The organism is Streptomyces sp. NPDC002742, from assembly GCF_042888885.1.
Classification (GTDB): domain Bacteria; phylum Actinomycetota; class Actinomycetes; order Streptomycetales; family Streptomycetaceae; genus Streptomyces.
The window spans coordinates 292,045-304,941 of the sequence record NZ_JBIAQF010000003.1 but is presented as its reverse complement, the minus strand read 5'-3'; the positions used below and the strand labels follow the sequence as shown (position 1 = coordinate 304,941).

The following is a 12,897-nucleotide window of genomic DNA, read 5'->3' as shown; positions in this document are numbered from 1 at the left end:
TTCTTCACCGGACCGCCGAAGCCCGTACCGGTGGAAGTGAAGGTCCACAGCGCCGAATGACCACGACCGTCCGAGGTATTGCCGTACTTGTACAGAACGCCCACATCGGCCAGGCCGTCACCGTTGAAGTCACCGGACACCAGAGCGGAGCTGTCCGAGGTCCAGGAACCGGTACCGGAGTCCCACACCTTCACCGGCGCGTTGAACCCGGCACCGGTGGAAGTGAAGGTCCACAGCGCCGAATGACCACGACCATCGGAGGTGTCGTCGTACCTGTACAGGACGCCCACATCGGCCAGGCCGTCGCCGTTGAAGTCGCCCGACACCAGCTTGCTGCGGCTCCAGTCCCAGGAAACGGCACCGGAGTCCCACGGCTTCGCCGGGCCGTCGAAGCCGCTGCCGGTCGACGTCTGCAGCCACAGGCCCGTGTGGTTGGTGCCGTCGGCGTTGACCCCGTAGTTGTACAGGTACGCGACGTCGGACTTGCCGTCACCGGTGTAGTCGGTGACACGGGGGACGGCGACGGTGGAGGCCACCCAGTCGCGCAGATCGTCGACGCGGGCGCTGACGGCCCCGGTCTGCGTCACGGCCGGGTCGATGCCGAAGCAACCGCCCTGCCAGGACCTGCTGCTGAGCGCGACCAGCTCGGGCTTGCCGCCCACCATGCGCACGGTCGGACCGCCGGTGTCGCCCATGCAGACGCTCGCGCCGTCCTTGCCGGTGATGCCGACGGCGTCCGTGGCGACCGAGTCGACGGTGAAGGTACCGCTGTGCAGACCCAGTGGGGACCATTCGGTCCGGGTCCGGCCGTAGCCGGCCACCGTCAGCTCCTCGCCGGCCGCGGCGGCGGCGGCGCTGATGCCGACGGGCGTGACGGTGGTGACCGGCCGGCTGAGCCGCGCCAGCACCACGTCCCGCGACGAGTACGGGACCAGGTCCACGATGGTGCGCGTCTCACCGGCCGTGGTCGTGAGATCGGTGCGGCCGATGATCGCGGTGGTCTTGAGCTTGGGGGCGCCCGCGGGCAGGGCGAGACTCTGCGCCGGGTCGTCGGCGAAGCAACTGGCGGCAGTCAGCAACCAGTTGCGGTCCACCAGCGCGCCCGAACACGCCTTCTGGCCATCACCGATGTCCAGGCGCGCGGTGAAGGCGAGGGAGTTGTCGCTCAAGGCCGGGCCGGAGACGGCGCTCGCGGGCATGGCGGTCAGCGCCAGCGGCGCCGCGAGGAGCGCGGCGGCGAGCGACGTGGTGAGGCGGTGACGTCTGGGGTGTCCCATGTGACCTTCGGTTTCCTTGGTGGGAGGAGTGCGGCGCCTGTGCCCGGCGGAGCGTGGCGGCTCTGGCGCGGGGCACCGACGGCGGGTTACTTGGAGGTCCTGATCTCCACGAGCATGAACTCGCGCCCCTGCTCGTCCGCGCTCTCGCCCACGGCCGTCCAGGTGTTCTTGGCGACGTCGTACGACTGCTGCTCGTCGGCGACGGTCATGTCGACCTCGGCCGCGTAGTCGTTGCCCCGGATCGCGTAGACCGATGGGATCTCCAGCGTCAGATAGCCGGAGTTGCCGGTGACCCGGAAACAGACCTTGGCCGAACTGCGGGCCCAGACCTCCATCAGCCCGGTCTGGCTCGCGCAGTCGGCGAGGAGGATGTGGCCGTCACCACGCTTGAGGACGATGCCCTGCTCCGCGAGGATCTTGTCGGCCTGCGGGTAGTTGAAGTCCTCCACCGCATAGCCGGGCGCCTCGCCCGCGACGGGTACCGCACCGGCGGACGGGGCCGCCCCGGCACCGCCGCCCGGCACACCCTGCGCCACGACGAGCCAGCCCACGGCGGCCGTCGCAGCGAGGCCCAGAACACGCCGCACAAGTCTCCGGCGGCTCGGCCGCGCCTGAAGCGCGGTACGCACACGTTCCTTCATCACAGTCTGGTCTCACAGCCTTTTTCGTCGGTTCCGGGGACACTCCGGAACTCGGAATGAAAGGCGAGCGTGAGGCCGATCCCAGCGGTGAGGGCACGCTGGACAATGTGCGGAAAAATAATTTTCGGCATAACGAAACGACAGCTTGCATGCGCATATCCATGAGCTCACCCCCGGCTTTCAAAGCCCCGATTCCCGCCCAGAAAAAATCACCCAAAGGTCCCGTCCGCCCGCCTTGTCGCACGACTTGGGACAAGAGATCGAAGAAGCACAGAGCCTCGCGGGCAACAGGCCGTGAAAGCGCTTGTGCGTCCCAGACCGGAACTCTTTGACCGCGCCATGAAATCTCATCGTCTACCTTTTGTCCAGCCATCGAGCTCTTCCCGAAAAGACATATACACCCGGCTTTGTCCGTGATGTACATCACTCGAAGATGGCCGCCATCCGCGCGGCGCGTAACCGGAACACGAACAGCGAGCGTTCCGATCCACCGGCAACGCCCGCCAATCCCTTATGTCCGCTTGACGCCCTCGATCACCTCTATGCGGGATAAAGCGGACGCGTTTGCCGAACGCATGAATTCACCCGAGAGATCTATGCAATCCTTTCGCCGGTAATCGATGGCATCGGCACCTGTTTCGGGGAGGCAGGGTGAAACCTTTGCGCCGCTTACCCCTTTCGCGGGCGCCTTTCGGTACTCCCCAGGGGGTTCATACAGTGATGCGAGACAACGGCTGCGGCCGCAGACACGGGGGCGTGGTCGAACAATGCGCGTGAAGCAGTGGAGCAGGCGGAACTTCCTCCGCACGGTCGTCACCGGCAGCACCGCGATGGTGGCGGTGTCCTCCCTCGGGTTCGACCTGGCGGTCGCCACACCGGCAGCGGCGGCCGACGAGACCGGCGGGGCCGACCCGCTCGCCTTACCGGACACCGACCGGGCGAAGGCCGTCAAGGCGTGGCTGACGGGCGGACAGGCCGTCAAGGCGGCCGCGGCCACGGCACTCGTCGGCGGCGACACCGAGATCACCTCCTTCCTCACCGAACGCCTGCCGGCAGCGATCGCGGATGACAGGCGTACCGCCCTCCTCGCCGGCATGGTGAACGCCGGAACCGGTCTGCGCCGCGCGGGCTCCGCCGCCCTCGAAAACGGCGACAGCGCCATCGCCGACTTCCTCGACGGCGGCTTCACACCCGCCGTCGAGGAGGACCTCCGGGTGGCCACGACCACCGTCTTGAGCACCGGCGGCAAGGCGGTCACCAAAGCGGCCAACGCCGCCCTCGACTCCGGCGCACAGGCCGATCTGAAAGCGTTCCTGACCGAGGATCAGTTCGACGCCCGCCTGGAGGACATGCGGGTCCAGGTCACCGCCATGCTGGTCAAGGCCGGCCCGGAGGTGCAGAAGTACGCGAGCCGCGCCCTGGACGGCACCGAGTCGGACATCCAGTGGTTCCTCGACACCGGCCAGCACATCGCGCGCGCCCGGGACCAGGAGTCGGCGACGATCGAGGAACTCGTCGCGGTGGTCGAGCGGGAGGGCAAGCGCGCCCAGGCCGAGGCCGACCTCGCCGTGGAGGCCTCCGAGCGGGCCCAGGCCGCCGCGGAGAAGGCCAAGGAAGCCGCCCAGAAGGCGGCGGCCGAGGCAGAGGCGGCCAAGGACGACGTACAGAAGTCCGGGGCTGCCGCGCGCAAGGCGGCCAGTGCCGCCGCGGGGGCCGCGGATGCCGCCCGCAACGCCATCTGCGCCTCACAGGCCGCCGTGAACGCCTCCCGCCGCGCCGCCGTCGCCGCCACCGGCGCCTCGCACGCCGCCGCGACCGCCGGGTCGGCCGCGTCCGCCGCCTACAACGCCGCGATCGCCACTTCCAAGGACGCCACCAAGGCGAGCACGGCCAAGAACGCCGCGGTCGCGGCCCGCAACGCCGCCGCCAAGGCACGGTCGGCCGCCAAGGCCGCCGACTCCGCCGCGACCGCCTCCGCGCAGGCGGCGAACGCCGGTTCCGCGGCCGCCTCCGCGGCCCGCAACGCCGCCGCCGCGGCCAACGCCTCCGCCCAGGCGGCGAACGCCTCGGGAGCGGCTCAGGCGGAGGCCGCGGAGGCCAAGCACCAGGCGGCCGTCGCCAACGCCGCCGCGAACCGGGCCACCAACGCCGCCTCCACCGCACAGGCGCTGGCCAACTCGGCCGCGTCGGCCGCGAGGACCGCGCGCGACGCCGCCAACTCCGCCGCCGAACATGCCGAGAAGGCCGCGGACGCGGCGGACGAGGCCGTGAAGTACGCGGGGCAGGCACTCGACTACGCCAACAAGTCCACCGCCCACGCGGCCGAGGCGATCAAGGCCGCCGACATCGCCACCAAGGCCGTCACGGACGCCCTCGCGGTGGCACAGGCGGCCCGGGACGCGGAGCTGGCGGGCATCGAGACGGACAAGCTGCGCGGCGTCGACGAGGCCGGACAGCTCGCCCAGTACGAGGCGGACGAGCTGGTCAAGTCCGAGAACAAGCGTACTCAGGAGGCCCGGACCGACCAGGCGCTCCAGGATCTGATCTCCCAGGCCGAACAGGCCCTGGCAGGCGACGATCTGACGCTGGCCGCCGCCCTGGGCCGCAAGGCGGCCGTCGGCCTGCTGGACTCGAAGGGCTCCTGGACCCGGGAGGCCGCCCAGTTCGCCCTGTCCGGCACGGACGCCGACACCCACGCCTGGATCGACACCGACCGGACCGTCGCGCAGAACCAGGACGACCGGGAGACCGCCCTCTACCTCGCCCAGGTATCCTCCCCCTCGATCGCGGTGGCCGCCAGCACCGCGCTGACCAGCGACGAGCCCGAGGCGGCACGAGACTTCCTGACCGACGGCGTGGTCCGGGCCGCCGCGGAGGACAACCGCGTCCAGGTGGTTCGCATCCTCGGCACCGGCCCCGGCAAGGCCGTCAAGGCGGCAGCCCAGTCCGCGCTCGACACGAACACCCCGGCGGCGTTGCTGGACTTCTTCCAGAACACGTACCCCGCCGCCATACGGGAGGACGACGGGGTCGCCACCGCGACGCTCCTCAACTCCGGCGGCCCCTACACCAAGGCGTACGCCGAGGTGGCCATGGAGGGCCCGACGTGGATGCGCCGGAACCTCGTCGGCATCGCGCAGTACAGGACCGCACAGTTCGACTACGACTCCGCGGCCCACATCGCGGCGATCAACGGCGCTATCGCCGCGGCTGCGAAGATCGCCTACAAGGCGCAGCAGAACGCGGCGCTGGCCTCGAAGGCGGCCGCGGAGGCCCGCCAGGCGGCGGCCGAGGCGGCGGAGTGGGCCAACAAGGCACAGGCCTCGGCGGACCAGGCCGCCACCTACGCCACGCAGGCACGGCAGAACGCCGATGACGCGGACCGGTCCGCCGCCGCGGCCCAGGCGTCCGCGGACCAGGCCAAGGCGGCGGCGGCGACCGCTCACAGCGCCGCCCGTTCGGCGAACTACTCGGCGAACAAGGCGATCGACTCGGCCCGCAGCGCACTGAATTCCGCCTACAGCGCCAAGGCCTCGGCGGCCGACGCACGGGCGTCCTCGATCGCGGCGGGCAAGGACGCCAAGACGGCGGCGGCAGCGGCCACCGACGCCCGCAACATCGTCGTCGAGAAGCGGCAGGCGGAGGTGGCCGCGGCCGCGAAGAAGGCGGCCGAGGAGGCGCAGAGGAACCGGACGAACGGAACCGACCCGGCTGACAGCGCCACGCACGACAAGGTCAACTCGAACGGCAGCAACGGCAGCAACGACGAGTGGTACACCGACGCGGGCTTCTACGCGGACGCGTTCAACTACATCAGCATCGCCACCGGGACTGCCTCCGTCGTTCTCGACGTGGGCTGCCTCGTCTGCCCACCTGCAGCCCCGGTCCTGGAGACCGCCGCGATGGTCCTCGGCTGCGTATCCGTCGGAACCTCGGTCGTCAGCACCGTGTGCACCGGCCTCGAATACGGCATCCACAGCAAGGAGTTCGTACAGTCCGCCGCGAGCACGGGCGTCGGCCTGATCACCTTCGGCATGTCCACGGGGCTCTCGGGGGGCATGAAGCTCGGGGGCGATGTGGTACCGGTGGCCAGGCGCATCGTGACGCTCGCCCACGACCTGGTATCCCCGGCCATCGGCATACTGTCGTTGTTCTGACGCGTTTCCCGGGCGACGGCACGAACGCACCATCGCGCCGTCGCACCACCACGTGAAACAACCCGCAGGGGCTGGTGATCCGTCACCGGCCCCTGCGCCCTCCTCCCGGAAAGACACCGATCCCGTGCTCTCGTCCGTCCCGATCGAATGGCTGTGGCTGCTGGCCCTGGCCGCCACCGTGATCCACTGCTCCGCCATGGCCACGTGGATCCCGGTCCGGAGGTTCCGGGTGGCGTACCCGTTCGTCATGGTCGGCTGCGGCGCGGGAGCGGTCGCGGTCGGCCTGTCCCACTTCGGACCGGCCGCCATGCTGGTCATGTACGCGTTCACCCTCATCGGGCTGACCATCGGGCTGTTCCCGACCCGCAAGCTGTTCATGGCCTATGCCCACGAGATCGACAACGGGGTGACACCCGCCCGGTTCGACCACCCTCGCTCACACCTCGTGTTCTGCGTCGTCGTCGTGGTCGCCCTGCTGTTCGCGGGCTTCGCGCTGACCCGCTGACCGAACGGCGCCGCCGGCCCGGCCCGTTGATCCGTGTGCCGGCCTCTTCGGCTCCCCCCTGCCCCGGTTCACCACCGCTCCCGGGCCCGGAGAAGCGGGCCCCCGGCTCTCCGCGATGCGGTGGACGTCACTACGTCGCCAGATCGGCGGGCCGGACACCACTGCCGAGCAGCTCGGTCATCCACAGGCTGCCCCCAGCCTGGGCACAGCCGTCACCCATCGGGCGCCTGCACGGTGCAGTGGTGACATCTGCCACCGACCCACACCCCCACCCGACCGCGACCCCCGACTCGCCGCCGCCGGCCACGCCCGCGGCGCCCCCGGAGAGGTCGCCCCGCTGGTCGCTCCCCGCCCTGATCGCGATCCTGATCCTGGCGGCGGTCCTCTACTCCTGGAACCTGTCCGGCTCCGGCCTGAACAGTTTCTACAGTTCCGCCGTGTTCAGCGGCACCCAGAGCTGGAAGGCATGGTTCTTCGGCTCGCTGGACGCGGGCAACTTCATGACCGTCGACAAGCCGCCGTTCGCGCTGATGGTCATGGGCCTGTCCTGCCGGGTCCTCGGCTTCGGCACCTGGCAGATGATGCTGCCGATGATCCTCGTCGCACTGGCGACGATCTGGATCCTGCACACCTCCGTGAAGCGGGTGTGGGGCCACGGCGCGGCGACCGTCGCCGCGCTGGTGCTGGCGCTGACCCCGATCACGGTCGCCATCAACCGGGACAACAACCCTGACACCCTGCTGGTGTTCCTCATGGTGTCGGGTGCGGCGCTCGCCCTGCGGGCGACCACGAACGGCAGGCTGCTGCCGCTGCTCGGCTCGGCCGCCTGCTTCGGCCTCGCGTTCAACACGAAGATGCTCCAGGGCTACATCGCGCTGCCCGCCGTCTTCGCGGTCTACCTCTACGCGGCCACGCCGAGGCTCAGGAAGCGGATCGTGAACCTGCTGCTCGCGGGCGTGGTCCTGGCCGTCTCCAGTTTCTGGTGGGCGACGGCCGTCTCCCTCGTGCCCGCCGACGACCGGCCGTACATCGGCGGTTCGACGGACGGCACCGCCTGGGACCTGATCATGGGTTACAACGGCCTCGGCCGGGTCCTCGGCGGCGAGGGCAACGGCGGGGGCGGCGGGGGCGGAGGCGGCGGCTTCTCCGGTACCGCGGGTCTCGGCCGGCTGTTCAACGACATCCTGGGCGGCCAGATCTCCTGGCTGATCCCCTTCGCGGCCATCGCCCTGATCGGCGGACTGGTGCTGTGCGGCCGTGCCCCGCGCACCGACCTCACGCGCGCCGCGCTGGTGTTGTGGGGCGGCTGGCTGCTCCTGCACTACCTGACGTTCGCCATGGCCGAGGGCACCATGCACCCGTACTACACGACCGCGGTCGCCCCCGGCATCGCGGTGCTCTGCGGGGGCGGCGGCGCCATGCTGCTGCGCGCTTTCCGGGGCGGTGACGTGCGCTGGTCGTGGGTGCTGCCCGCCGGGTTCGCGGTCACCGGCGTCTGGGCGGTCGTGCTGCTGCGCCGGGCCACCGACTGGAACGTCTGGCTGTGGCCCGCCGTCGCGGTGGTCATGGTGCTGGCGATCACGGGCCTGGTCCTCTTCCGTACCGGCCGACGCGCCCGGCTGCTGGCCGCGTCCGTGACCGCCGCGATCGTCGCGGCCCTCGCGGGTCCGACGGCGTACGCGGTCGCCGTTCCGGCGAGTACGGGCGGGGGCGGCATGGGCGGCAGCAACCCGACCGCCGGTCCGTCGACCGGCAACGGCTTCGGTGGCCGCGGTGGCGGCCCTGGCGGCAGCGGCGGCGGACCGGGCGGCGGCGAGCTGCCCGGCGGCACCCGGCAGGGCGGCCGGGCAACCGGCCAGGAAGGCGGTCAGGAGGGCGGTCGGACGACGCCCGGCGGTGCCCCGCAAGGCGGCGGGAACGGCGGGTTCCCGGGCGGCGGCGAGAACGGCCAGGGCGGCGGCTTCCCCGGCGCCGAGAGCGGCACGGCCCCCGGCGGTACGGCCCCGAACGGCTCGGGCGGTCAGCCCGGCGGTGGGGGCGGCTTCGGCGGCGGTGGCGGCATGGGCGGCGGCACCAGCAGTGAGCTGATCTCGTACCTGGAGAAGCACCAGGACGGCGCCGAGTGGCTGCTCGCGGTGTCCAATTCACAGAGCGCCGGACAGCTGATCCTGAGCACCCACAAGCCCGTCATCTCCATGTTCGGCTTCACCGGCAGCGACAACGGCATGACGGTCGCCAAGCTCAAGGAACTGGTGAAGAAGGGCGAGCTGCACTACATCCAGGTCGGCGGCGGAGGCATGGGCGGCGGTATGGGTGGCGGCGACAACGCCAGCGCCGCGGTCACCGCCTGGGTGCAGAAGAACGCCACGGCGGTGAAGGAGAGCGAGTACAGCAAGACCACGACGTCAGAGTCGGGTTCGAGCTCCGAGGCCCAGAACGGCCAGTCGGCCTCGACGCTCTATCGACTGGACCCCTCCGACCTCGGCTGACCGTGCTCCCGACACCCGGCGGCCCCTGACCACACCCGGTACACCCGGTCAGGGGCCGCCCGTTCTGTCATGTCTCGCGAGTGTCGGGCGAGTTGTTGAATCCCGACACGGAACCGACACTTCTCCTTAACCCCAGGAACCTCATGTCCATGTCACTATCCCGGTTACCCGCTCCATTCAACCCGCGTAGAACGGACACCCCACGATGCCCGCCACGCACATACGCCGCTGGAAGACCCTGGCGCTGAGTACCTCCGCGGTCCTCGTCGGCCTCACCCTGCCGACGATGACCGCGACCCCCGCGAGCGCCACGACGACCGCGTACGACAGCACGTACTACAAGAACGCGATCGGCAAGTCCGGCACGAGCCTGAAGTCCTCGCTGCACACCATCATCAGCAGCCAGACCAAGATCTCGTACTCCGCGGTCTGGAACGCGCTGATGGCCACCGACCAGGACCCGAACAACAGCAACAACGTGATCCTGCTGTACAGCGGCGTCTCGCGCGCCAAGTCCCTCAACGGCGGCGACGTCGGCGACTGGAACCGCGAGCACACCTGGGCCAAGTCGCACGGCGACTTCGGCGAGGTGACCGGTCCCGGCACCGACCTGCACCATCTGCGCCCCGCGGACGTCCAGGTCAACAGCATCCGCGGCAACCTGGACTTCGACAACGGCGGCAGCGCGGTCACCAACGGGGGCGGCAGCAAGGTCGACTCCGACTCCTTCGAGCCGCGCGACGCCGACAAGGGCGACGTGGCCCGCATGATCCTCTACATGGCGGTCCGCTACGAGGGCGACGACGGTTTCGCCAACCTGGAGCCCGACGAGAAGGTCAACAACGGCAGCGCCCCGTACATCGGCAAGCTGTCCGTGCTCAAGGCCTGGAACGAGGCGGACCCGCCGAGCGCCTTCGAGGAGAAGCGCAACCAGGTCATCTACGACAGCTACCAGCACAACCGCAACCCGTTCATCGACCACCCGGAGTGGGTCGAGGCGATCTGGTAGACGGGCCGGCCGACCCGGCGGTCCCCCGTGCCCGGGACCTCTCCCCGTGGGAGGGGTCCCGGGACGGACTCCCGGCCCCGGCGGGCGTGGGCGCTCAGCCCAGATGCGTCGGCGCGAACATCCGCAGTACCGCCGGGAGGACGACCACCGAGGGGCCGGGGGTGACCAGGGCCTTGGCCAGGTCCTCCGCCAGCGTCTCGGGGCTCGTGAGGACCCCTGGCACGCCGAACGACTCTGCGAGGGCCACGTAGTCCGGGCGGGACAGCTCCGTCGCGGTCGCCCGGCCGAAGGCGCCGGTCATGTACTCGCGCAGGATGCCGTATCCGCCGTCGTCGACGATGAGCCAGGTGACCGGGAGACCGCACTGCTTGGCCGTGGCCAGCTCGGCGATGGAGTACAGCGCGCCGCCGTCGCCGGAGACCGCGAGGACCGGGCGGGAGGGGTCGGCGGCCGCCGCGCCCAGCGCCGCCGGGAAGCCGTAGCCGAGGCCGCCGGCGCCCTGCGCGGAGTGCATGGTGTTGGCGCCGCGCGGGTCGAACGCCGACCAGGCCCAGTACGCCAGGATCGTCATGTCCCAGAAGGACGGCGAGGTGGCCGGCAGGGCCCGCCGGACGGACGCCAGCACGTCCTGTTCCAGGGTGAGTTCCTGGGCGGCGATGCGCTCCGCCACCCGGGCGAGCACTCCGCTCACACGGTCGGCCGCCGCCGGGTCGGGGCGTTCCTCCACCGTCTCCAGGAGCGCGGACAGCGCGAGGCGGGCGTCCGCGTGGATGCCCAGCGCCGGGTGGTTGGACTCCAGCTTGCCGAGGTCGGCCTCGATCTGGATCACCCGGCCCCGGGGCTTGAAAGTGTGGTAGTTCGAGGAGAGTTCACCGAGACCGGAGCCCACCACCAGGAGGACGTCGGCGTCCTCCAGGAAGTCGGTCGTGTACCGGTCCTCCAGCCAGGACTGGAGGGACAGCGGGTGCTCCCAGGGGAAGGCGCCCTTGCCGCCGAAGGTGGTGACGACCGGCGCGTTCAGCCTCTCGGCGAGCGCGCGCAGCTTGCCGGACGCGTCCGCCCGTACGACACCGCCGCCCGCGATGATCGCGGGGCGAGCCGCCGAGGACAGCAAGTGGGCTGCGAGCGCGGTCAGTTCGGGGCGCGGGACGACGTCCTCGGGGGTCGCGTCCATCGGCGTCACCATGGGCAGGCTCGTCTCGGCGAGGAGGACGTCCTGCGGGATCTCCACCCAGACCGGTCCGTGCGGGGCGGTCAGCGCCGACTCCCAGGCCGCCGCGATGGCGGAGGGGATCTGGGACTGCGCACGGACCGTGTGGACCGACTTCACGACGCCCCGGAACGAGGCCTGCTGGTCCGGGAGTTCGTGAAGATAGCCGTGCCGTCCGCCGCCGAGGCCCGCGGTCGGGATCTGGCTGCTGATCGCGAGGACGGGTGCCGAGGCGGCGCGCGCCTCCTGGAGAGCGGCGAGCGAGGTCAGCGCCCCGGGGCCGGTGGAGAGCAGCAGCGGCGCGGCCTCACCGGTGATCCGGCCGTAGGCGTCCGCCGCGAACCCGGCGTTGTTCTCGACGCGCAGGCCGACGTACCGGAGCGAGGAGCGGCTCAGCGCGTCGAACATGCCGAGCGCGTGCTGGCCCGGCAGTCCGAAGACGGTCGTGGCGCCGAGACCGGAGAGGGTCTCCACGACCAGGTCTCCGCCGTTGCGGCCGGGGGGCGGGTTGAGCGCGGCCTCCGTCTGTGCGGCCGACGGGCGGAGAACCAGGTCGTGGTCGTGGGTCACTTGCTTCGGGCCTCCGCGATCTGGCGGGACATGATGGTGGTCAGTTCGTACGCGGTGTGGGACGCGGCCACCGCGGTGATCTCGGCGTGGTCGTACGCCGGGGCGACCTCGACGACGTCGGCCGAGACCAGGTTGCAGGACGAGAGGCCGCGCAGGATCTCCAGGAGCTCGCGGGAGGTCATGCCGCCCGCCTCGGGGGTGCCGGTGCCGGGCGCGTGCGCCGGGTCGAGGCAGTCGATGTCGATGGAGATGTAGAGCGGGCGGTTCCCGATGCGCTGGCGGAGCTGGTCGGCGACCTCGTCGGCGCCGCGGCGGTAGACGTCCGCCGAGGTGACGATGCCGAAGCCCATCTTCTCGTCGTCGGTGAGGTCCTGCTTGCCGTACAGCGGGCCGCGGATGCCGACGTGGGAGAGCGCCGAGGTGTCGAGGATGCCCTCCTCGACGGCGCGGCGGAACGGGGTGCCGTGGGTGTACTCGGCGCCGAAGTAGGTGTCCCAGGTGTCGAGGTGCGCGTCGAAGTGGAGCAGCGCGACCGGTCCGTGCTTCTTGGCGACGGAGCGCAGCAGGGGCAGCGCGATGGTGTGGTCGCCGCCCAGGGTCATCAGGCGGGCGCCGGTGCCGAGCAGCTCGTCGGCGGCGGCCTCCACCGTCTCCACGGCCTCGTTGATGTTGAACGGGTTCGCCGCGATGTCACCGGCGTCCGCGACCTGCGCGAGGGCGAACGGGGAGGCGTCCTGCGCGGGGTTGTAGGGGCGCAGCAGCCGGGACGCCTCGCGGATCGCGTTGCCGCCGAAGCGGGCGCCCGGCCGGTACGAGACGCCGGAGTCGAACGGCACGCCGACGACGGCGACATCGGTGGTGCCGACCTCGTCGAGGCGCGGCAGCCGGGCGAAGGTCGCGGGGCCGGCGTACCGCGGGACGCGGGACGAGTCGACGGGACCGCGGGGCGTCTCGTTGCTGCTCATGGGGTGTTGCCTTCTTTCCTACGCTTCGTCGCGTATGTACAACTAAGTACAAGTAACACGACTCTACTGGTGAA

General features: G+C 70.9%; 8 protein-coding genes. 4 read left to right on the top strand and 4 right to left on the bottom strand.

What is annotated here, in order from left to right; translation table 11 throughout:
- Both ACFYW8_RS06665 and ACFYW8_RS06660 read right to left on the bottom strand, forming a co-directional pair.
- Positions 1-1,277, bottom strand: a 1,277-nt coding sequence (locus ACFYW8_RS06665; protein WP_389068829.1) for a trypsin-like serine protease, incomplete at its 3' end; no start/stop codon positions are given.
- Between the two features lie 86 nt (positions 1,278-1,363).
- Positions 1,364-1,918, bottom strand: a complete 555-nt coding sequence (locus ACFYW8_RS06660; protein ID WP_389068624.1) for a hypothetical protein — start codon at positions 1,916-1,918, stop codon at positions 1,364-1,366.
- A gap of 767 nt (positions 1,919-2,685) precedes the next feature.
- Between ACFYW8_RS06660 and ACFYW8_RS06655 the strand changes: the two genes are divergently transcribed.
- From ACFYW8_RS06655 to ACFYW8_RS06640, 4 genes are all read left to right on the top strand, one after another.
- Entirely contained in the window at positions 2,686-6,075 is a 3,390-nt protein-coding gene (locus ACFYW8_RS06655; protein ID WP_389068623.1) for an ALF repeat-containing protein, read from the top strand.
- 124 nt (positions 6,076-6,199) lie between these two features.
- A complete protein-coding gene (locus ACFYW8_RS06650) occupies positions 6,200-6,580 on the top strand; it encodes a hypothetical protein (RefSeq protein WP_389068622.1) in 381 nt (126 codons plus the stop codon).
- Between the two features lie 242 nt (positions 6,581-6,822).
- Positions 6,823-9,069, top strand: a complete 2,247-nt coding sequence (locus ACFYW8_RS06645) for a glycosyltransferase family 39 protein (protein ID WP_389068621.1) — start codon at positions 6,823-6,825, stop codon at positions 9,067-9,069.
- 205 nt (positions 9,070-9,274) lie between these two features.
- Positions 9,275-10,078 (top strand): endonuclease I family protein, encoded by an 804-nt coding sequence (locus ACFYW8_RS06640; RefSeq protein WP_389068620.1) that lies wholly within the window; start codon positions 9,275-9,277, stop codon positions 10,076-10,078.
- A gap of 94 nt (positions 10,079-10,172) precedes the next feature.
- On the opposite strand, the gene ACFYW8_RS06635 is transcribed toward ACFYW8_RS06640, so the two are convergent.
- Positions 10,173-11,858 (bottom strand): thiamine pyrophosphate-binding protein, encoded by a 1,686-nt coding sequence (locus ACFYW8_RS06635; protein WP_389068619.1) that lies wholly within the window; start codon positions 11,856-11,858, stop codon positions 10,173-10,175.
- A complete protein-coding gene (gene speB / locus ACFYW8_RS06630) occupies positions 11,855-12,823 on the bottom strand; it encodes an agmatinase (protein ID WP_328555425.1) in 969 nt (322 codons plus the stop codon). The genes ACFYW8_RS06635 and speB overlap by 4 nt, the downstream gene beginning before the upstream one ends.
- Positions 12,824-12,897 lie beyond the last annotated feature (74 nt).

Coding starts and splice junctions, on each gene's coding strand:
- ACFYW8_RS06660 (WP_389068624.1), bottom strand. CDS start 1,918: ATGAAGGAACGTGTGCGTACCGCGCTTCAGGCGCGGCCGAGCCGCCGG.
- ACFYW8_RS06655 (WP_389068623.1), top strand. CDS start 2,686: ATGCGCGTGAAGCAGTGGAGCAGGCGGAACTTCCTCCGCACGGTCGTC.
- ACFYW8_RS06640 (WP_389068620.1), top strand. CDS start 9,275: ATGCCCGCCACGCACATACGCCGCTGGAAGACCCTGGCGCTGAGTACC.
- speB (WP_328555425.1), bottom strand. CDS start 12,823: ATGAGCAGCAACGAGACGCCCCGCGGTCCCGTCGACTCGTCCCGCGTC.